Annotated in this window: 20 protein-coding genes; 16 read left to right on the top strand and 4 right to left on the bottom strand. The window is 24.1% G+C overall.

All coding sequences use genetic code 11. The annotated features are described in order from the left end of the window. Positions 1–517 precede the first annotated feature (517 nt). The 3 genes from Q0087_RS01375 (at position 518) to mtnA (ending at position 4,316) form a co-directional block, all read left to right on the top strand. Positions 518–1,384 (top strand): radical SAM protein, encoded by an 867-nt coding sequence (locus Q0087_RS01375; RefSeq protein ID WP_297897661.1) that lies wholly within the window; start codon positions 518–520, stop codon positions 1,382–1,384. A 278-nt stretch (positions 1,385–1,662) separates the two neighbouring features. Continuing rightward, entirely contained in the window at positions 1,663–2,871 is a 1,209-nt protein-coding gene (locus tag Q0087_RS01370) for a PLP-dependent aspartate aminotransferase family protein (protein ID WP_297897659.1), read from the top strand. Between the two features lie 479 nt (positions 2,872–3,350). Continuing rightward, positions 3,351–4,316: an S-methyl-5-thioribose-1-phosphate isomerase gene (gene mtnA, locus Q0087_RS01365; protein ID WP_297897657.1), complete on the top strand. Its 966-nt coding sequence runs from the start codon at positions 3,351–3,353 to the stop codon at positions 4,314–4,316. Between the two features lie 21 nt (positions 4,317–4,337). Here mtnA and Q0087_RS01360 read toward each other — a convergent pair whose 3' ends face one another. Next, positions 4,338–4,982 (bottom strand): DUF998 domain-containing protein, encoded by a 645-nt coding sequence (locus Q0087_RS01360; protein WP_297897654.1) that lies wholly within the window; start codon positions 4,980–4,982, stop codon positions 4,338–4,340. Between the two features lie 391 nt (positions 4,983–5,373). Between Q0087_RS01360 and Q0087_RS01355 the strand changes: the two genes are divergently transcribed. From Q0087_RS01355 to Q0087_RS01340, 4 genes are all read left to right on the top strand, one after another. Beyond that, positions 5,374–5,646, top strand: coding sequence for a metal-sensing transcriptional repressor (locus Q0087_RS01355; protein ID WP_297897651.1), 273 nt, complete (start codon positions 5,374–5,376; stop codon positions 5,644–5,646). Positions 5,647–5,909: 263 nt separating this feature from the next. Beyond that, a complete protein-coding gene (locus Q0087_RS01350; RefSeq protein WP_297897648.1) occupies positions 5,910–7,907 on the top strand; it encodes a cation-translocating P-type ATPase in 1,998 nt (665 codons plus the stop codon). Between the two features lie 234 nt (positions 7,908–8,141). Next, positions 8,142–8,393, top strand: a complete 252-nt coding sequence (locus Q0087_RS01345) for an AbrB/MazE/SpoVT family DNA-binding domain-containing protein (RefSeq protein WP_297897646.1) — start codon at positions 8,142–8,144, stop codon at positions 8,391–8,393. Further along, positions 8,374–8,760, top strand: a complete 387-nt coding sequence (locus tag Q0087_RS01340; RefSeq protein WP_297897644.1) for a type II toxin-antitoxin system VapC family toxin — start codon at positions 8,374–8,376, stop codon at positions 8,758–8,760. Before Q0087_RS01345 ends, Q0087_RS01340 begins: the two co-directional genes overlap by 20 nt. A 143-nt stretch (positions 8,761–8,903) precedes the next feature. On the opposite strand, the gene Q0087_RS01335 is transcribed toward Q0087_RS01340, so the two are convergent. After that, complete coding sequence (locus Q0087_RS01335; RefSeq protein WP_297897641.1) at positions 8,904–9,995, bottom strand: class I SAM-dependent methyltransferase family protein; 1,092 nt, start codon at positions 9,993–9,995, stop codon at positions 8,904–8,906. A gap of 613 nt (positions 9,996–10,608) precedes the next feature. On the opposite strand from Q0087_RS01335, the gene Q0087_RS01330 reads away from it, so the two are divergent. From Q0087_RS01330 to Q0087_RS01315, 4 genes are all read left to right on the top strand, one after another. Next, complete coding sequence (locus Q0087_RS01330; protein WP_297897640.1) at positions 10,609–11,847, top strand: phenylacetate--CoA ligase family protein; 1,239 nt, start codon at positions 10,609–10,611, stop codon at positions 11,845–11,847. A 66-nt stretch (positions 11,848–11,913) separates the two neighbouring features. Further along, on the top strand, positions 11,914–12,690 hold the full coding sequence (locus Q0087_RS01325; protein WP_297897638.1) for a class I SAM-dependent methyltransferase: 777 nt from the start codon (positions 11,914–11,916) through the stop codon (positions 12,688–12,690). Positions 12,691–12,961: 271 nt separating this feature from the next. Next, on the top strand, positions 12,962–15,157 hold the full coding sequence (locus tag Q0087_RS01320; RefSeq protein WP_297897636.1) for a Tex family protein: 2,196 nt from the start codon (positions 12,962–12,964) through the stop codon (positions 15,155–15,157). Between the two features lie 365 nt (positions 15,158–15,522). Next, positions 15,523–15,663 carry an AbrB/MazE/SpoVT family DNA-binding domain-containing protein gene (locus Q0087_RS01315; protein ID WP_297897634.1) on the top strand — a complete coding sequence of 47 codons (141 nt, stop codon included), beginning with the start codon at positions 15,523–15,525 and terminating at the stop codon, positions 15,661–15,663. Between the two features lie 122 nt (positions 15,664–15,785). Here the strand turns inward: Q0087_RS01315 and Q0087_RS01310 are convergent, their stop codons facing one another. Then, positions 15,786–17,210, bottom strand: a complete 1,425-nt coding sequence (locus Q0087_RS01310; protein ID WP_297897633.1) for an ATP-binding protein — start codon at positions 17,208–17,210, stop codon at positions 15,786–15,788. Between the two features lie 749 nt (positions 17,211–17,959). Here Q0087_RS01310 and dph5 point away from each other — a divergent pair. The 5 genes from dph5 (at position 17,960) to Q0087_RS01285 (ending at position 22,289) form a co-directional block, all read left to right on the top strand. After that, a complete protein-coding gene (gene dph5, locus Q0087_RS01305) occupies positions 17,960–18,769 on the top strand; it encodes a diphthine synthase (protein WP_297897632.1) in 810 nt (269 codons plus the stop codon). A gap of 774 nt (positions 18,770–19,543) precedes the next feature. Continuing rightward, the gene (locus tag Q0087_RS01300) at positions 19,544–19,816 is read left to right on the top strand and encodes a DUF6364 family protein (protein ID WP_297897630.1); all 273 of its coding nucleotides are present in this window, start codon (positions 19,544–19,546) and stop codon (positions 19,814–19,816) included. 9 nt (positions 19,817–19,825) lie between these two features. Further along, positions 19,826–20,239 carry a type II toxin-antitoxin system VapC family toxin gene (locus tag Q0087_RS01295; RefSeq protein ID WP_297897628.1) on the top strand — a complete coding sequence of 138 codons (414 nt, stop codon included), beginning with the start codon at positions 19,826–19,828 and terminating at the stop codon, positions 20,237–20,239. A 195-nt stretch (positions 20,240–20,434) separates the two neighbouring features. Further along, positions 20,435–20,992, top strand: a complete 558-nt coding sequence (locus tag Q0087_RS01290) for a class I SAM-dependent methyltransferase (RefSeq protein ID WP_297897625.1) — start codon at positions 20,435–20,437, stop codon at positions 20,990–20,992. Positions 20,993–21,257: 265 nt separating this feature from the next. Next, complete coding sequence (locus Q0087_RS01285; RefSeq protein WP_297897622.1) at positions 21,258–22,289, top strand: Fic family protein; 1,032 nt, start codon at positions 21,258–21,260, stop codon at positions 22,287–22,289. 355 nt (positions 22,290–22,644) lie between these two features. Here the strand turns inward: Q0087_RS01285 and Q0087_RS01280 are convergent. Then, on the bottom strand, positions 22,645–22,865 hold a 221-nt coding region (locus Q0087_RS01280), incomplete at its 5' end, for a hypothetical protein (RefSeq protein WP_297897619.1).

Below are 22,865 nucleotides of genomic sequence, written 5' to 3'. Positions count from 1 at the left end.
GATATATATTATTTTATAATAAATTTTTATAAATCTTGAAAATATTTTATTCATTGTATATTTTGATTCAATAGTTTTTGAGAAGTTACTATTGTACTAATATATTTTTATCAAATTAATACAATAAGTATATTGGATTAATTGTAATAATGAATTATTTTATTAATAGATTTGAAATTTTATTTTATGAGAGAGTTTATATAGTAGAAAATGATTTTTAATATTTATGCTTAAATTAGTTTAAATTAGTTTAAATTAGTTTAAATTAGTTTAAATTAGTTTGAATTAGTTTATATTAATTATTAACTTATATTAATTTACATAAATTTGTATTAATTTATATCAATTTAAATTAATTTATATTAATTTATATTAATCTACATTAATTTATATTAATTATATTTATAATTATATTTCTATAATAAATTTTTAAAATTATAATTTTATTTAAATAATATTTTTCATGTTATTTTTTTTATCATGAAATTATTATTAATTAGTTTATAAGGTGGACAATATGGAAGAACTTAAAGGTAGTCGTTTTGCTCATGTAACCAAGGCTCATCCTTGTTTTAATGAGAAAATGCATGATAAGGTAGGTAGGGCACATGTTCCTATTGCTCCTAAATGTAATATTTATTGTAATTTCTGTACAAGGGACATTAATCAAGATGAGAATAGGCCGGGAGTCGCTTCTTGTGTTATGGATCCTGATTCTGCAATAGAACATGTAGAAAATGTAACTAAAGAAGGTCCAATTTCTGTTGTTGGTGTTGCAGGTCCTGGAGACTCTTTAGCTAATGAAGCTACATTTGAATTCTTTGAAAAATTAGGTAAAAATAACCCTGATTTAATAAAATGTATGAGTACTAATGGGCTTTTACTTCCTGATTATGCTGAAAGAGTAGCTGAACTTGGTGTAAATACTGTTACTGTCACTGTTAATGCTATTGATCCAGAAATAGCTAAAGATATTTATACTTTTATTAATTATAATGGTAAGATTTATAAGGGTAAAGAAGCTGCTGAGATTTTAATTAAAAATCAGCTTGATGGAATTGAGAAATTAGCTAATCTTGGTGTCATTATTAAAGTTAATAGTGTTTTAATTCCTGGATTAAATGATGAACATATAGTGGAAATTGCTAAAGAAGTTAAAAAACGTGGTGCTTCACTTATGAATGTTCTTCCTCTTATACCTTTAAATAAAATGAAAGATTATCCTCGTCCTAATTGTGCTCAGATTGAAAAAGTTAGAGACGAAGTTGAAGAAGTTTTACCTGTTTTCAGAGCTTGTACTCAGTGTAGGGCAGATGCTTATGGAATTCCTGGTAAAAAAAGTGAGGATAAACATTTAGGAATGACTCCTGCAAGTCATTATTAATATACTGAATTTTTCATGTATTAGTTATATATTTTTTAGTTTATTTTTTCTAATTTTTTATTTTTATTCTATTTTTTATCTTTTTTTTTAAATTTTTTTTATCTTTTTCATATTTTTTAAAAATTTTTCATTTTTTTTTAAATTGTATTTTTAATTTATTTTTTAAGTATTATAAAAACAAAAAATATATTTAATAAAAAATATAACTATTGTTATATTATAAAAATTATTTTTAAATTATTTTTAAAAATATAATAAATTATGAAATGAATGATAAAATGAATGACAAAATAATAAATAATGGATTAAAATTTAATCATATGGACTTTCAAACAAGAGTTATCCATGTTGGAAATAATATTGATAAAGGTACTAATGCTATAAAAAGACCAATAACTATGGCGAATAGCTATAAATTACCTTATGATCCAAGTGTTTTAAATTGGAGTGGTGCTGATGAAAATATTTATACTCGAAATGGTGGTTCTAATCAAAAATACTTAGAAGAGAGGATAGCTTCACTTGAAAATGCTGAAGATTGTATAGTACTCTCAAGTGGGGTGGCAGCATTATCTGGTTTGTTTTTCTCACTTCTTGAAAGTGGGGATCATGTTATATTTTCTAATGTTACTTATATTGCGGTTTATAGACTTTTAAATGAATTATTTAATAAAAAATTTAAAGTTGAAACAAGCATAGTTGATACTACTAATATTGAAAATGTTAAATCAGAAATAAAAGATAATACTAAATTGATTCATATTGAAACTCCTGGAAATCCTACTCTATCTATTGTAGATATTTCAAAAATATCTGAAATAGCTCATGAAAAAAATATCCTTGTTTCAGTAGATAATACATTAGCTTCCCCTTATAATCAACGGCCTATTGAACTCGGAGCAGATTTTTCAATTGAAAGTCTAACAAAATATATCAATGGACATGGAGATTCAATGGGAGGATCAATTTCAGGCAAATCCAAACATTTAGATACAATCAGGAAGGATTCCCAAATTAATCTTGGAGGTACAATAAGTCCATTTAATGCATGGCTTATAATGAGGGGATCTGTAACCCTCCCTTTAAGAATGGAACAACATAATAAAAATGCTTTAAAAGTGGCTAAATTTTTAGAAAGTCTTGAAATTGTAACTTTTGTTTCTTATCCTGGAATAGAATCCCATAAAAATCATGAAATTGCAAATAAACAAATGAAAAATGGTTTTGGAGGTGTTTTATCTTTTGGACTAAATACTAATCATGATAAACATAATGAATTTGTTAGTAATCTGAAAATTATCACATCTGCAGTTTCTTTAGGTCATGATGAAAGCTTGATAGTTTTCATTGGTGAAGATGATGAAAGACAATATTTATATCCTAAAGAATTTAAAAATGGTTTTCTCCGTTTTAGTGTTGGTTTAGAAGATTCAAATGATTTAATAAATGATATAAAACAAGCATTAAATAAAACAGGTCTTTTATAGTATTTTAATTCATAATTAGCTACTTTTTGTCATATATTTTATCATATATTTTACATATAATTTATCATATATTTTATAATATATTTTATAATATATTATATTTTATTATATAATTTATGTATATTAATTAATATGTCTATTAAATGCCAATAAATACCATTAAATACAATTAAATACCATTAAATATCATTAAATATCATTAGACATCATTAAATATCCTTAAATGCCTTAATATCCTTATTGATATATTTATTAATATACTCATTAAGATATTTATAATAAAATCATTAATAAAAGTTATAATGTAAAAACTCTATATTAATATAAACAATAACAAATATAAACAATAATATTAAATCAATTAATATTTTATTATATTTTATTATATTTTATTATATTTTATCATATTTTATTATATTTTATCATATTTTATTATATTTTATCATATCAATGAACATTTTTAGGTTAAGGTATTAACTATGAAAACTATGGAATGGAAAGATAATAAATTAATACTTATAGATCAAACTAAGTTACCTGATGAATTAACATATTTTGAATGTGAGACTTATGAAGATGTAATAACTGCTATCAAAACAATGGTTGTTAGAGGAGCTCCAGCTATTGGAGTAGCTGCTGCTTTTGGAATGGTTCTTGGAGATTTAGCTGGGGAAAATTTAGAAAAAGTAGCTGATGAAATAAAATCTTCTCGTCCAACAGCTATAAATCTTTTTTGGGCAGTTGATAGAGTTCTTAAAAGTGAAAATGCTCTTAAAGAAGCACTAGAAATGTATAAAGAAGATATTGAGACTAACTTAGCTATTGGTAGAAATGGTGCTGAGATTATATCTCATGGGGATACTATTTTAACTCATTGTAATGCTGGAGCTCTTGCTTGTGTTGATTATGGTACTGCTCTTGGAGTTGTTAGGTCCGCATTTCATGAAGGAAAAGATATAAATATAATTTGTGATGAAACTCGCCCTCTTGGTCAAGGAGCTCGTTTAAGTGTTTGGGAAATGCAACAAGAAGAAATACCTGTAAAATTAATACCTGATGTAGCTGCAGGATATTTAATGCAACAAGGAGAGATTAATAAAGTTGTTATTGGGGCGGATAGAGTAGCTCATGATGGTATAGCTAATAAAATAGGGTCTTTAATGGTTGCACTTGCAGCTAAAAGATTCCATGTTCCATTTTATGTTGCAGCACCACTTAGTACATTTGACCACGATATTTCTATTTATGATACTGAAATAGAAGAAAGGGGAAGTGATGAGGTGACTCATTATGGTGGATGTAGAATTTGTCCAAAAGGAACTGAAGTTAGAAATCCTGCATTTGATATTGTTCCAAAAGATCTAATTACTGGAGTAATCACCGAAAAAGGAATAATTGATTTGGATAATTTTAAAGAATTTTTTCAAAAATTAAAATATGAATAAAATTAGAAATAAGAATATTATTTATTTATTCTCATTAATAGATAAAAAATAGCTTATATCAAAAGTATATACAGCTGATAAGAAGAATATAAATATTTCTAATGTAAAAATAACAAGTCTTTCAGTTAGTCCCAAAATATTTAATCCTAAAGCTAAATTAATTGGATTTAGCATTCCAAAAAGTATTACTAAGATTGCTACTATAAGTGATATTTTTCCCAATTTTTTAAATTTTTCTTTTTTTATAAATCCAATTCCTATAAAGAATAAAAATAGGATTGTTAGAAGTACTGTCATTCCAGTTATTATAATATGCATCATATTTTGGAAGCTTGATACTGTTTGACTTGGATTTAAAGGGAACAATGTATATCCTATAAAGGATACTATTGTCATAGCTAATAAAAATATAAATCCTAATTTAGTTATGATATTATATTTTTTATTAAATGATTCTATTACAAGACCTATTGCGAATATAACTGCACAAATACCATATATCAATGTGAAAATTCCGATTATTTCTGCATTAGGTGACCCTATAGCTGTTAGTGTACTTATATCTGTTGTTATTGGATTATAACTTTTCCAAAGGGCCTGTCCTAGGAATACATGTATAAAATAAAAGATAACACTTATCATTCCAAAGCCTTGTAATATTTTCATATTCATATTTTTTTATATTTATTTTTCCATTATTAAATTTTTATATTAAATTTCTATATTAAATTTCTATATTAAATTTTTATATTAAATTTTTTAAATATTAAAAGAATTTTTAGATTAGGAAAAAATTTAAATATTATAAATACCAATACCCCTATGGGTATAATTAATTATAGTTTTAATATTTAATATAAAATTTTTAAATAAAATTTAATTATTATTAAAAGAAATATTTTATTAAGTAAATTAAAATATCTTTTATTAGAATAAATTAGTTATTAAGATATGGTGTTTATTAAAATTTAAGATATATTGTTTATTAAAATAGGTTGGTTATTAAGATATATTGTTTATTAAAATAGATTGGTTATTAAATATTTGGTGAATAAAAATGAAAAAATGTATGGATTCTGATAATCTTCATCGAAGGTTGAAAAAGATAATTGGTCAGTTAAATGCTATTGATCGAATGATTGATGAAGATATCCCATGTGAAGATATTATCATGCAAATAAATGCTTCAAAATCTGCATTACACAAGGTTGGTCAAATTGTTCTTGAAGGACACCTTAATCATTGTGTTAAAGAAGGTTTTGAAGCTGGTGATTCTGAAAAAACAATAAAAGACTTTACAAAAGCAATAGAATATTTTTCAAGGCTTTAATATTTTCTAGATATTTTTTTATATCTTAGATTTCCTTCAGGTCTTAGATATCTCTTATTATTAGATATTTATCATCTATATTAGATATTTATCATATATTTTTAAGGTCTTTTATTTTTTTTAATATTTTATTATACCTATACCCCTATACCTATATTTATTCGTATGTAATTGATATTTAATAAAAGTGTATTCAATAAAAGTGATTTTTATACATATGATTTCAATAAAATAAAATCCCATTAAATAAGGAGTTTAATAAAATGAATGAAAATAGTTTTATCAAGGAAGAAAAAATATCGGTCATCTTCCTTTTTATTTCAGCAATTGCATTAATATTAAGTTTTTTTGGTGTATTTAAATTTGGAAATTTTGATTTAGCATGGATAGCAGTCTTATTATGTGGATTTCCAATTATTAAAGATGCTGCTGTTGGATTAATCACTGAATTTGATATAAAAGCAGATCTTTTAGTTTCAATAGCACTTATAGCTGCTATAATCATTGGTGAAGTATTTGCAGCTGGTGAAATTGCAGTTATTATGGCATTAGGTGGACTATTAGAAGAGTTTACTGTAGCTAGATCTAGAGCAGGAATTGAAAAATTAATTGATTTAACACCAAGAACCGCAAGACTAATAATAAGAAAAGATAGTGCTACAGATGAGAAAATTGTGGATGCAAAAAAGGTTGTTACTGGAGATTTAATTAAAATATTGCCTGGTGAAACAGTTCCTGTTGATGGTAAAGTTATTGATGGAGAAACTTCCATAGATCAATCTGTAATGACTGGTGAACCAGTTCCTGTAGATAAAATAAAAGGGGATGAAGTTTTTAGTGGGACAGTTAATCAATTTGGTTCATTTGTAATGGAAGCTACTAAAGTGGGGAAAGATAGCTCTCTTCAAAGAATGATTGATTTGGTTGAATCAGCTGATGCAGATAAATCAAAAATTGTAAGATTAACTGATAAATGGGCTACTTGGATTGTTGTAATAGCATTAACAGCAGCAATAGCTACTTATTTTTTGACTGGTGAAATAATAAGGTCTGTTACAGTATTAGTTGTATTTTGTCCTTGTGCTCTTGTATTAGCTACTCCTACTGCAATTGTTGCAGCTATTGGAAATCTAACTCGATATGGGATTTTGGTTAAAGAAGGAGATGCTTTAGAAAGACTTTCAGAGGTTAAAAAAATTCTTTTTGATAAAACTGGAACATTAACTTATGGTAAACCTAAAGTTTTAGATTTAATATCTTATGATCCAAATGATATTGATGATACTGTTAATAATTCTGTTAATTTAAAAGATTCTATTATTTTTAATGATACTATTAATATTAATACTAATAGTAATAGTAATAGTAATGATATAAATAATAAAAAATCATTAATCAAGACTGTAGCATCTTTAGAAAGTAAATCTGAACACCCTTTAGGAAAAGCTATTGTTAATTATTATAAAAATCAAAAATATGATGAAAAATCTACAATTGATTTTTATGATGTAAATAACTTTGAAATGATTGTTGGAAAGGGTGTAAAAGGAATAATTAACAATGATAATGTTATAGCTGGAAATATGGATTTTTTAGAAAATGAAGCTAACTTTAAAATTGATAAAAAATGGCAAAAAGAAAAATTATCTTCTTTTATTGAAAAAGGATCAACTATCATTTATATAGCTATTAATAATATTTTTAAAGGGGCTGTTGTTTTGGGAGATTCTCTAAGGGAAGATGCCAAGGATACTATTAAATCAATAGAAAAACTTGATTTAGAAACTGTTCTTTTAACTGGAGATAGTGAAAAACCAGCTAAACATATGGCTGATAAAGTTGGAATTGATGAATTATATTATAATTGCCTTCCTGAGAAAAAAATGAATGTTATTGATTCTTATCAGAATATAAAAAATCATCCTGTAGCAATGGTTGGTGATGGAGTTAATGATGCTCCTTCACTTAAAAAAGCCCATGTTGGAATAGCTATGGGGGGAATTGGAAGTGACATCGCAGTTGATGCTGCAGATATAGCTCTTATTGGAGATGATATTAAATTCATTCCTCATCTTTTAGGAATATCAAAAAAAGTAATGCAAACTATAAACATTAATATAACAATATCCCTTGCTTTAAACTTTGTAGCTATAATATTAGCAATATTAGGTATTTTAGATCCAATTACTGGCGCATTAGTTCATAATATAGGTTCAGTTTTGGTTGTTATATATTCTTCACTTCTTTTAAAGTGGAAATAATAATTTCGTTAATTTATATTATTTCATATTATTTTATTTCTATTTTATTTCTATCTAATTTTTATTTATATTTAATTTCTATTTTTCATGCTTATTTTTATTTTTAAAATTTCTTCTTTTTTATTATATTCTATTAATTTTATTTTTTTTAGGTTTTTTTATAAAATTTTTAATATAAATTTTAGTAGTTAAATTTATATTTAACTATTAATAAATAATAAATTGGTGATATTAATGTTGACTACTAAAGTTTACAATAACAATCAAACATCTATTCCCTCTAAACTTAGAAAAAGATTTAATATAGAAGTTAATGATATTGTTGAATGGATTGAAGATGAAAATGGTCAAATTAGGGTTAATTTTAGAAAAAGAAGTAATTTAAATGATATTGTAGGAATTATATCAAGTGAAAAACCAATCGATAGTGTGAAATTACAGAAGAAAATTGATAAAGGTGAGAAACTTGATTTTAATAGACACTAATTTTTTTATTAGCTTATTAGATAAAAAAGATATTCATCACAAAAAAGCTAAAAAATTCTTGAAAAAAATTGAAAATAAGGAAAAAATTGTCACTGATGGTGTTTTATTGGAATCAATAACATTAGCTGGAAGCTTATTTGGGGGAAAAATAGCTACAGCATTATACCATAATATTAAAGATAATTATAATATATATAAAACTTATCATTTATTAGATAAAGGAATGATCACACATTTAAAATATGATGGGAATTTATCATTAGTTGATACCATAATGATTGAAACCATGAAAGAATTAGATATTCATGAAATTTTATCTTTTGATAGTGATTTTGATAATAAAGATAATGTAATTAGAATTCATTAATGTATAACTATACTAAATTTTATTCATTTTATTTATTTTTCATTAACCTTCTATTCATTTTTTTATTAATTTTTTACTATTTTTACTAGTTTTATTAATTTTAATATTTTAATAGTTTTACTAATTTTACTAATATTTATTATTTATTTATTTTCTATTATTTTAGCATCAACAACAATGTGCCATTCTTTTGGACTACTTGATTTTACTTTACGGGTATTTAAAATCTCAACTTTTTTGTTTTGTTTTTTAGCTATTTTATTTATTCTATTAATAGCTGATTCATATCCATCTGAAAACTCATAATAATGAATAATTCCATTATTTTTAGTAAGTAAAATAGCTAAATCTAAAAAATCTTTTGCAGTTCCAGGTAAATTCATAATGATTCTATCAAAATCTATTTGATTTTTTATAAATTTTTCTTTAGCTATTTTGTTTATATCTCCTAAAATAGGATGTATTTTTCCTTTTAATTTATTAAGCTTTATATTATCTTTCATATATTTTATAGCTTCTTCATTAATATCTGAAGCATAAATATCTACTTCATGTTCTCTAGCTATTAAAATTGGGAAGGGTCCAATTCCTGCAAACATATCTAAAATAATTTCTCCATCTTTAACTTCTTTAGCTATTCTTTTTCTTTCAGTAGCTAATCTAGGTGAGAAATAAACTTTTTTAACATCTAACTTAAGTCTAGCTCCATGTTCCTTATGTATTGTTTTTGAAGTGTCTTCTCCAGCTATAAATTCTAATTTTCGTGTTCTTGTTACTCCTTCAACAGCACTTTTTTTCATGAAAATGGCTTTTCTACCTGTAAATGAAAGTGCAGCATTTCCAATAACTTTTTTTTGATTTTCTAAATCTTCAGGTATCTCAAGAATAACTATATCTCCTATGATATCAAAAGAAGTTTTTAAATCTTCAATTTCTTTTTCTGATAATTTTCCTTTAAGTTGTTCACTAAGACTTTTAGGCTTCTTTTTAACTTCTTCTAAATCTTTTTCAACTATCTGGATTTCTATTTGATTATTAGTGTTATTTGATTCTAATTCGCCCCTAATTTTTTTTTCAACATCTGGAATTTTCATTTGATCTATATTGGGATTTATAGCTATGTATCCATAATTATTTTCAGTAAGAATTTTGTAATTTCTAGCTATAATCTCTTTATCTATCAATACTTTACGCACTTCTTCAATATACTTTAATTGTATTTTTATAGCTAGCATTATTATCCCTTATTTAATTAAAAATAATTTTATTTTGTTTTAATGAGTTAATAATTAATCAATTATTAATATTTTTAATATAATTATAAACTTTTAATAGTTAATTTATTTTGATTAATTTATTTTAGTAGTTAATTAATTTTAGTAGTTAATTAATTTTTAATTAATCAATTTTTATTAATCAGTTTTAATTAATTATATTTAATTTATTTTAATTATAATATATATAATAAATAATTATAATAATTAATTTTTTATTATAAAATTTTATTATAATTTTTTATCATAAATTTTTATTATAATTACAAGTTTTATTATAATTACTTATTATAATTACAAATTTTATTATAATTATAATTTTTATTATAATATTTATTAAATACTTAAAAATAGATATTTAATAGATAATTATGTTATTTAATTCAAATTCTACAATTAATTTATTTTATAATTAATTTATTTTAGAACTAATTTATTTTAGAATTAATTTATTTTAGAATTAATTTTATTTAATTAATATTTATGATTAATTTCTATTTATAATATATAAAACAAATTATAACATATAAAAAACAGATAACTTTTATTTAGAATCTATATAAGAGATAATATAATGAAATTGAATGAAAAACAATTAAAATTAGTGAATAATCAAATAACTAGATTAAAAGAAAATAATACTAATGCATTTAATTTTTATAAAAATAAATTAGGAAAAATTAGCTCAATTGAAAATCAAGAAGATTTTGAAAAATTACCTTTTACAGATAAAAATGATTTAAGGGAAGCATATCCTCTTGGTTTACAAGCAGTTTCTGATGAAGAGATTGTTAGGATCCATTCTTCTTCTGGAACAACTGGAACTCCTGTGATAATTCCATATACTGCTAAAGATATTGAAGATTGGGCTATTATGTTTAAAAGATGTTATGAAATGGCAGGAGTGACAAATAAAGATATAATGCATATTACTCCTGGATATGGATTATGGACAGCAGGTATTGGTTTTCAAAACGGGGCTGAGAAATTAGGTGCAATGACTATTCCTATGGGTCCAGGTAACACAGATAAACAGCTAAAAATGATGATTGATTTAAAATCAAGTATTTTATGTGCAACTTCCTCTTATGCTTTACTTTTAGCTGAAGAAATAGCTAAAAGAGGAATTAATGATCAAATTCATCTTAAAAAAGGGATCATTGGTTCTGAAAGATGGGGAGAAAAAATGCGTCATCGTATAGCTAATGAATTAGGAGTTAAACTTTATGATGTATATGGTTTAACTGAAATTTATGGGCCAGGTATTGGTATTAGCTGTGAATATGAGTGTGGAATGCATTTGTGGGATGATTATATTTATTTTGAAATAATCGATCCTAAAACATGTGAAGTTCTTCCAGATGGGGAAATAGGAGAATTAGTTATAACAACTTTAAAAAAAGAAGGTGCTCCTCTTATAAGATATAGAACACATGATCTTACTCGTATTATTCCTGGAGAATGTAAATGTGGGAGTGAATATCCACGAATCGATATTTTAGTTGGTAGAACAGATGATATGGTTAAAGTAAAAGGAGTAAATATTTTTCCTAGTCAAATTGATGAAGTTTTAGCTAAAATAAAAGGTTCTTCTAGTGAATATCAACTAATGATTGACCATTTAAATGAGAGAGATATTTGCACTCTCTTTGTTGAAGTAAAGGATAATTTTAATAAATATGAATTAGAAAGAGAAATTAAACAACAATTCAAATTAGATATAGGAATAACAGTAAATGTTAAACCAGTTGATGTTGGTGATTTGCCACGTAATGAGAAAAAATCAACTAGAATATTCGACAATAGGTATTAATTGTGTTTAATAATTAGCTAATAATTATTAAATAGGTAAGATATTAAAGGTTAATGGAGAGAAAAAATGGAGAATGAAGATGCTTCAATTCATGATTTTGATTTATCTTTAATTTGTGAATATTTCTCAAATTTAGAAAGACAAGGGCCAGGAAGTCCTGAAATGACAATCAAAGCATTGAGTTTTATTGGAAATCTTAATAAAAATTCAAAAATTATAGATATTGGGTGTGGAACTGGTGGGCAAACAATGGTTCTAGGTCAAAATACAATGGGAAATGTTACTGGAATGGATATTTTTCCTGATTTTATAGATATATTCAATAATAATGCTCATAAATTAGGTTTAAATGATAGGGTAAATGGTATTGTAGGTTCAATGGATGATCTTCCATTTCAAAAGGAAGAATTTGATCTTATATGGTCAGAAGGAGCAATTTATAACATTGGCTTTGAACGTGGATTGAAAGAATGGTCAAAATACTTGAAAAAAGGGGGATATGTAGCTGTAACAGATGCAACTTGGTTTACAAATAATCGTCCTTTTGAAATAGAGGATTTTTGGGTATCTGAATATCCTGGAATAACTACAATGTCGGATAATATAGCTATAATGCAAAAATCTGGATATACACCAGTTGCTGCTTTTAGATTACATGAGAATTGTTGGATTGAAAATTATTACAGCCCTCAAATTCAAGTTCAGGAAAAATTTTTACAAAAACACGAGGGAAATAAATTAGTAGAAGAGTTTATATCATGCGAACGTCATGAAGCTAAAATGTATAATAAATATAAAGATTATTATGGTTATGTTTTTTATATTGGTAAGAAAATAGATTAAGTTTAAAAATAGCTAGAATAACATTTAGGATCATATAAAATCATAAAATGTTATATCAATAGCTATAACTTTTATTTATTTTAGTAATATAATTATTATTTCTAATTATAGTTATTACTTTTATTTCTAGTTATAAAACATAATCTTTATTTTTATTGATAGTTATAATTATTATTTCTAGTTATAAAACATAATCTTTATTTTTGATAATCGACATAATTTTTATTTCTGAATTAATCTATCTTTTTTTAAATAAGGAGAAATCATACTTATGATAACAAAAACATTAGCAGAAGAACTTAATATTAAACCATGGCAAACTGAAGCTACAATAAAATTAATAGATGAAGGAAATACAATACCATTTATAGCTAGGTATCGTAAAGAAGCTACTGGTTCTCTTGATGAGGAAATACTCAGAAAATTTGGAGAACGGTTAGGATATTTAAGAAATTTAGAGGAAAGAAAAGAACAAATTCTAAATTCAATTAAAGAACAAGGAAAGCTAACTGAAGATCTTAAAATAGCTATAGAAAAGTGTGAAACTCTTGTTGAAGTTGAGGATATATATCGCCCATATAAACCTAAAAAAAGAACAAGAGCTACAATAGCTAAAGAAAAAGGTCTTGAAGGATTAGCTAATCTAATATTAGAACAAACTACAGATGTTCCAATTTCTGAGATAGCTAAAGAATATTTATCAGAAGAAAAAGAAGTTTTCACAATAGAAGAAGCTATTCAAGGTGCAAAAGATATTATAGCTGAAATTATATCTGACAATGCTGATTTTAGAAGATCTATTAGGGGAATTACATTTAAAACTGGAAATTTAGCTATTGGCGCTAAAGATAAAGAAAACTCCTCAGAATATGAAATGTACTATGATTATAATGAAAAATTATCTAATATAGCTATACATAGGATTCTTGCTATTAATCGTGGTGAAAAAGAAAAATTATTAAAAGTTAAAATTGAAGCTCCTGTTGATGATATTATTGAATATTTAAATAGGCATATGCTTATTGATTATTCAAAAGATAATTTTGAAAAGATAGAACCTGAGTATAATGAATTTACTAAAGATTTGATTGAGGAATCAGTATCAGATTCATATAAAAGGCTTATAGCTCCATCTATTGAAAGGGAAATTAGGGCCTCTTTAACAGAAATTGCTGAAGAAAAATCAGTTTTAGTATTTTCAAAGAATCTTGAACAATTGCTTATGCAGGGACCTATTCAAAATAAGGTTGTTCTTGGGTGGGATCCAGCTTTTCGTACAGGTTGTAAATTAGCTGTTATCGATGAATTTGGGAAAGTATTAGATACTGATGTAATATATCCAACTGAACCTCAAAATAAAGTTTCAGAGTCAAAAAAGAGAGTTCTAGAACTTATTCGTGAATACAATATTGATATTATAGCTTTAGGAAATGGAACAGCATCAAGAGAATCTGAACAAATAATTGTGGATATAATTAAAGGAACTAATGTTCATTATGTTATAGTAAATGAAGCAGGAGCATCTGTTTATTCTGCCAGTAAATTAGCTACTGAAGAATTTCCAGATTTTAATGTAGGCGAAAGAAGTGCAGTATCAATAGCTAGACGTTTACAAGATCCTTTAGCAGAACTTGTTAAAATAGATCCAAAATCAATAGGTGTTGGTCAATATCAACATGATATGAATCAGAAGAAATTAGGAGAGTCTTTAAAAAGTGTGGTTGAAAAGGCAGTTAATAATGTTGGAGTTGATTTAAATACTGCATCAGTAGCGCTTCTTAGCTATGTTTCAGGGGTTAGCTCAGCTGTAGCTAAAAATATAGTTAAATATAGGGAAGAAGAAGGAATTTTCAAAAGTAGAAAAGAACTTCTTAAAGTAGCTAAACTTGGACCAAAAGCATTTGAACAATGTGCAGGGTTTTTAAAAGTTTATGGTTCAGATAATTTACTTGATATTACCACAGTTCATCCAGAATCATATAAAGCTACTGAAAAGCTAATTAAGAATTTAGGTTATAATCTTAAGGATTTTAAAGCTACAATTCAAAACCTTAAAAAAATCCACTTTGATAAATTAAATAATTTACATGGTAGTGATTTTAAACGATTAGCTACTGATTTAGATATTGGTGATATAACTCTTAGAGATATTGTAAGTGAACTTAAAAAACCAGGAAGAGATCCAAGAGAAGAAATGCCACAACCAATACTTAGAAGCGATACTCTTGAGATAGAGGACCTTGAAGAAGGAATGATTTTAGAAGGAACAGTTAGAAATGTTGTAGATTTCGGTGCTTTTGTTGATATTGGTGTACATCAAGATGGATTAGTTCATATATCTCAATTAGTTGAAAATAAGTTTGTAAATCATCCATTGGATATTGTAAGTGTTGGAGATATAGTTGAAGTAAAAGTTATTGATGTTGATGTTGAAAGAAGAAGAATACAATTGAGTATGATAATTTAATTTGTTTAATAATTTTAAAACTTTTATTTATTTTTATAATTATTTTTAAATTATTTTTTTTAATTATTTTTTTTAATTATTTTTTATATTAATTTTATTTTTAATTATTTTATAACTATTTTAAATTATTTTTTAATTATTTTTTTTAATTATTTTTTATATTAATTTTATTTTTAATTATTTTATAACCATTTTAAATTATTTTTTTAATTATTTTTTTTAATTATTTTTTATATTAATTTTATATAATGAAATAAATTTTATCAGTTGAAATAAATTTATTAGTAAATTATAAATTACCTGATAAAATAATTTTACCTAATATTTGTATATTATAAAAAATCAATATAATATCAAGTGATACTATGGGAGAAATAACTAAACTATATAAAGGATATCAAACTGTTGTTCCTTCTCAAATTAGGAAAAAACTTAATATAAATCAAATAGTTTCTTTTGATAATCACTTTGATGGAAAAGAAGGTATTGTTCCAATTTCATTATAAAATTAAATAGAATATAACATTTTAATATAAATCTTGATATACGAATTACTAATGAAATATATCTATTAATAAAATATATCTACTAATAAAATATATCATGAAAATATGGATAATTTTTAGAACTATTCATAGGATTTAGGATTTAATATATATTTATTTTGTTTTTTATTAACTGGGATCTTTTTTAGATATTTTTCTTCTGTAAGTTCTTTTAGATCTCTTGATGCAGTTGGTTTTGAAACTTCAAAAACATCCATAACACTATTAATATTAATAGAGCCACCTTCGTCTTTTAAGAAATTTACAATTTTCTGCTGTCTTTTATTTAGTTTTGAGGTATCTAAATCAATTCTTTTTGAGTTTCTAAATATCACTGTGAAAAAACCAGGACTTTGAACAAATTCAGGTTCTGGAAGATCCTGTTTTCTCATTTTAGCTCTCATTCTTGGAATCCCTGAACCAATAATTTCCATATAATTTGTCATTTGTAAAAGTTCACAAATCTTCTTATTTCTATGGGCTGTTTTTTCACCTAAATCCTCTATTGTTAATGGGTTTGGTAGTTCCCCAGGGCTTGTTATCTCAATTCTATCTGGGAAAATAAAAAATGTTATAGGGGAAGTCCTTATAGTATAATCTCTATGGGCAATTGCATTAACAACCGCTTCCCTAATAGCTTCATAAGGATATTCTGGAATATCTTTCCTTCTAAAACCCTTTATTTCACTTCCTATTCTAGTGTTTCTATGGAAAAAAATTTCAACTTCTTTCAATGCTTGGCATATTGTAGTATTAATGTAATTTTTATCTATAATATCTACCTTTTCATTTGTTTTAAAACTACCCATTCTAATTTCATTTTGAGAAATGAAAATACTTGGATTGTTAGAGAAAAATAGTATTCCCGTATTAGTCAAATGTTTTTCATTATTTAAAACATGTAATCTATTTAATAAAGTGTTTTTAATGTTAGTTGTAATGTTTCCAATATTTGAGGTATTAGCTATTTTTAAGAAATATTTAACTTTTTCTTGATTAACATCCTTAAAATCTGATTCTAAAACAATTCTTTCATCAAAATCTTTATTTTGAATCAACTCCTTATCAAAAAGAAATTTTTCTAAAGTCCTCTGTATCTTAATTAAAATATTTTCCTGGTTAAACTTATCATAAGTTACTCTATGGACTTTCTCTATGAATTTTAAAGTTTTTTTATCCTTTTTTATTCCTTCTTTAATAAATATGAATGTGTTTTTTCTATTAGATGTTTTCTGAAAAGTGTTAAATTCTTCTTCTGTTGCAGATAATCCATTTTTATTTACTCTTCCATAATCTTCTCCAATAAGACCAATAAATATATCACTTTTTTCAACTTCAGATAAATAGGTCTCTCTTGAAGAGTTACCACCTGCAGGAAGGTTTTCAAAGAGAAATACTTCAAATAATGAACTGTAAATTGGAGTATTTTCAATAAATTGCTTTATTAATAATCTCTCTACTTTAAATTCATTTTGATTACTGCTAAGAAAAATTTTTAATTTACTCATCTTATCAACTTAAATTTACTCATCTTATAAATTTGAATTGTAATCATATTATCAACTTAAATTTTACTAATTTTATCAATTTAAATTGTAATCATATTATCAACTTAAATCTATTGTTGTTAAAATATATCTAATTTAATTTATTTAAATTTTATGATTATATGAAACAATATAATAAATATGAATTAAAAAATATTTATTTTTTTTAAAAAATTATATATTATTATATAAAAATATAAAAAATATTTAAAATATTTTTATTATATTAATAATTATTTAAAAATTTTTTATTTAACTATATTGTTTCAAAATAAATAATTAATGAAACAATATTGAAACTAGAAGAATATATTAAAATAAGATATATTAGAGTTAAAATAGGATATTTAAAATAAAATATATTATAATTAAAAGAATATATATTCAAATAAGATATATTAGAGTTAAAATAGGATATTTAAAATAAAATATATTATAATTAAAAGAATATATATTCAAATAAGATGTATGAGAATAGCTATAGAAATTAATTAAAACATTTATAATTAAAATAAAACTTATAACTAAAATAAATTAATATAATTAAAAAGAATATATTATTTTACGAAACTTAAACATAATAAAATCATATTTAACAAGTAATTTATTTAATAATTTTTTAATATAATAGATTTTATTTGATAATTCATCTATTCATAAATTTTAATATAATAAAATCATATTTGATAAGTCATTATAGGGAGATAAATATGTTATATTTTGTAGGATTAGGATTATTTGATGAAAAAGATATTTCAATTAAAGGATTAGGAGCTTTAAAATCTGTAGAAAAGGTTTATGCAGAATTTTTTACTTCTCGTCTTTTTGGTTCTAGCTTTAAAGCTATTGAAGAACTTATAGGAAAAGAAATAATAGTATTAAATCGTCAACAAGTAGAAGAAGAAAATGTTTTCATGAAAGAAGCTATTGAAGGTCATGATGTAGCTTTGATAACAGGTGGAGATCCACTCATAGCTACTACTCATACAGATTTTCTAGTAGAAGCTAAAAAAAAGGGAATTGAAACAGAAGTCATTCATGGATCATCTATTCTATCTTCAGCTCCTGGAATTTCAGGTTTACAAGCTTATAAATTTGGAAAAGTTACAACAATCCCATTTCCAGATGAAAACTTTTTCCCACATTCTCCTTATATGGCAATAGCTAATAACTTATCAAATGATGCTCATACCCTTGTTTTATTAGATATTCAAGCACACAATGATAGATACATGACTGTAAATCAAGGATTAGAATATTTAATGAAAGTTAAAGATGATTTAATAGCTGATGGTAAAAATAATGAAGTTATTATTGATGAAGATACATTAGCTATAGGAATAGCTAGAGTTGGTTCTAAAGATGTTGTTGTTAAAGCTGATAAAATTGGGAAATTAATTGATTTTGATTTTGGAGGACCTTTGCATTGTATAGCTATTCCATCTAAGCTACATATAGTTGAAGCAGAATATCTTGTTGAAGTCTGTGGAGCTTCTAATAATATTTTAGATGGGATTTAGGTTTTTTTTTTTTTAATTGAAATTTTGAATAATTAATTAGCTAAAATTTATATCTTAGGAGTGTAGTTTTTGGCTATATTTATCTAACATTTATTTATTTATTTTTAAAATATTAGTAAGATTATAGCATTATTATTTATAAATATTAAAATAAGTATTTTTATTTAGAAGAGAGATTCGATAACTAATTTTTTTCATCGAATCTAATGTCCATACACAAATTAATATTTGGTATTAATAATATATAATTTTTTCTATTTTTATTACAAATTTGGGAAATAGTAATATTTAAATATATATTATTACTAATATTATTTATGGTATTACTAACTCTTTAGATTGTTAAATTATTTATTTTTGGAAGAAGTCCATACACATCTCGACTGCTTTCCTATTTAAAAAGGAGGTGATACTATGTCAGATAATTTTAAAATACTCTTTTTAAAAACATTATCTATTGTCTTAATTAGTATTACAAAACTCCTCACTTTGATTTATAAATAGGAGTGTTCTGGGAGTTAGTATGCCATATTTTAATATTTAATTATGGATATTAATATTCCATGTATTAATCATTGATTAATTAATTTACATAATAATAATAATAAATTATGTGCTTTATTTTTAAAATAAAGTGTATTTAGCTATTATGGCTTTTATATTAATTATTTTAGTTTAATTATTTTAATTTAATTATTTTAATTTATTTATTTTTTTTAGAAAATTATATATGGGATATGGTAAACATATATAATATTATGGGGTTGATTATAGATGACAACTGTGAAAACTACAATTAATCTAGATGAAAATATATTCAAAACTATTAAAATAATAGCTAATAATAAAGAAACAACACAAACAAAACTAATTAACGAGTATTTAAAAGAAGCTATTGAAAAAGAACCAAAAGAAAATAAAACTAAGATTAAATTTCTAGTAAAACCAGATCCTACTAAAAATATTGATGATTTAGTAGGAAGTATAAAAGCATCAAAAGGATTTGATCCAGTAAAAGCAGTTAATGAAGTAAGAAAAGGGGAGTAATGAATATTTATGATTTTTTTAGATGCAAATTATATAATAGCTTTATTTGTTGATAATCATAAATATTATAAAAGAGCCAATAAAATATACGAAGATATTAAAGACCAAGACCTTATAATATCTAATTCAATAATATTAGAAGTAATGACAGTATTAAACATTAAACTAAAGGTTTCTAAAGAAAAATTAGAAGAGATTTATAATAGAATGAATAATGGGTCCTTTGGTATCGTTGAAGATATTAGTGTTTATGATGATGCACTAATAAGACAAATTAGCTATTTCCCTGATAGGTTGCCTTTCTTTGATTGTTTATATATTGAGCTTATGGATCAAATGGCCATTAAAAAAATAGCTACATTTGATAAACACTTTAATAATAAAGAAGTAGAAGTAATAGGAAATAAATATTATAATATATAAATTAATATTTGGTATTGATAATTTAATTTTTTTATTTTTAACATAGATATTTATAAAAGTAATATTTTTAACATAGATATTTATAAAAGTAATATTTTTAACAAATAACTATAGGATGTCTAATATAAAATATATAAATAATTTAATCAAAATTAAATAGTTTAATCAAATGATTTTTTTCTTAAGGTTTTAATTATGGCTAATAATGATGTTTGTTCTCATAAAATGGCAGGGTTCTTTGATTCTAAAATTCGCAAAATATTTCAAAATCCTGAAAAAATAGTGGGTCCTTATATTGATAAAAGAATGACAGTTCTGGATTTAGGTTGTGGTCCTGGTTTTTTCACAATAGAAATGGCAAAATTAGTAGGTTCAAATGGAGAAGTAGTTGGAGCTGACTTACAAAAAGAAATGTTATCTAAAGTGAAAAATAAAATACAGGGGACTGATCTTGAAGATATTATACAACTTCATAACACTAAAAAAGATAGCATTGGTTTATCTAAAAAATTTGATTTTATACTAGTTTTTTACATGTTACATGAAGTACCTAACCAAAATAAAACCTTAAAAGAGCTATATGATTTATTAAATGATCAAGGTAAGATTTTAATTGTAGAACCAAAAGGCCATGTTTCTAAAAAAGATTTTGAAAAGTCTATTGAATTAATGAAACAATATTTCAATGTTTTTAATGGGCCTAAGGTTTTTTATAGTCATAGTGTAATTTTAGAAAAGAAAGAATTTAGCTAAATAATTGGATTTTTTTATATATTTATTAATATATTATTTTATTTTTTATTTTTTAATCTATTATTTTATATTTTATTTTTTAATCTTTTTATTTTGCTTATTTTTTTGAATTTTAGTTATTATATAATAAAAAATAATTTGTGTATTTTAAATTAAAAAAATATTTATATTAATAAGAATATAAATTAATAATAGTTATGAAAGCTAGGTTTCATAGGTGCTGGCTGTTAATCTAGCCATTTTTTTTATTTACTGTGGTATTCCCATGTTTAAACCTAATTTTAAGTATACAGATAAAATTGTGAAAAATTTAATTAATATCACTGAATCAAAAGTAATTATATTAAACACACCTTTAATTCCTAAATGGGAAGTGGATTTAAAGAAAGAAGCCATTTTGAGAAGTGCACATTTTTCAACTGCAATTGAAGGAAATTCTCTAACTTTTAATCAAGTTAATGATTTAGCTGATGGTAAGAATGTAATTGCTCAAAACAAGGATAAACAAGAAGTTTTAAATTATCTTTCTACTTTAAGGCGAATTCCTGAATTTTCTAAAAATACATTTAATCTTGAGATTTTACTTGAAATTCATAAATCTTTGACTAAAAATACTTTAGAATATTTTGAACATGAGGGTTCTTTAAGAAATCAACCAGTATATGTAGTAGGTTCTGGTGGAAAAATCGTTTTTACACCTCCTAAAACAGAAGATGTTTTATTTTTAATCAATGAATTTTTTGATTGGCTTAATTCTGTTAATTTTGATGACATTAATCCGGTCATTGTTGCAGGTTTAGCACATTATGAATTAGTTAGAATCCATCCATTTATTGATGGTAATGGTAGAACTGCTCGTGTTTTGGCAACTTTAATTTTATACAAATCTGGGTTTGATATAAATCGATTTTTTGCCTTAGATGATTATTATGATATGAATCGTAAAGATTATTATAATGCACTTCAAACAGTTGATCCTAATACTTTAGATCTAACAAAATGGTTAGAGTATTTTACTGAAGGTATTGTTTTCAATATTGAGTCCTTTAAGGATAAAGTCATAGGTCTAAATAAAAATGTTAAAATTTTAAAAGAAAAAGATCAAATTGATTTAGATGAAAGGCAAATAGCTATTATTGAAAAAATTAGTGATGTAGGTAAAATAACTAATATGGATATTAGGGAAATGTTTTCTATTTCAGATGTTACAGCAAGAAAAGAATCAGCTAAATTAGAAAAATTAGGAATAATTGAAAGAAAAGGCAAAGGTAGAAATGTGCATTATATCTTAATATAGAATCTAAATTATATCTTAATATAATTGGTTGGGGATTAGGTTCTGGATTAACTTGGGGATTAGTATGAATTTTATTTTGAAAATTATTATTTTTAGTAAATATTGTGGAGTATAATGGATAAATTCTTTAAGATTATTAATGAATGTTTTTTATGGGATATAATTAGTTTTAATTATTTGGATTTTAATTTAAAGTTTTTAAAATTGGAATTTTAAGATAAATTTTTTATTAATTTTAGATTAATATTTAGTTTTTAGGTTTTGATTTAGGTTGGGGTTTAGTAATAAATTTACTAAATATAAAAATAATATTTTGAAATAAAGAAAAAGTAGATTTCCTAATAATATCTTGTTTTTAACCAATATGCTCTTCATTTGGATTCCAATTTTTCATTGCATCCTGATATTCTTCATAAGAAACATCATTATCTCCTTTAACTGCTCCTGCACTTTTATAATCTTCATAGCTAGGAGTTCCTTTTCCAGTATAAGGATCCCATGAACTATCTTTTTGGGTAGTGTTTTTATTGTTGGGTAGGTCTGTTAGTGATCCGTCAATAGCTAGTAATTTGTATT

It is taken from the genome of uncultured Methanobrevibacter sp. (assembly GCF_937881195.1).
Taxonomy (GTDB): domain Archaea; phylum Methanobacteriota; class Methanobacteria; order Methanobacteriales; family Methanobacteriaceae; genus Methanobinarius.
The sequence above is the reverse complement of the archived record's forward strand: the minus strand, read 5'-3'. Positions and strand labels throughout refer to the sequence as shown.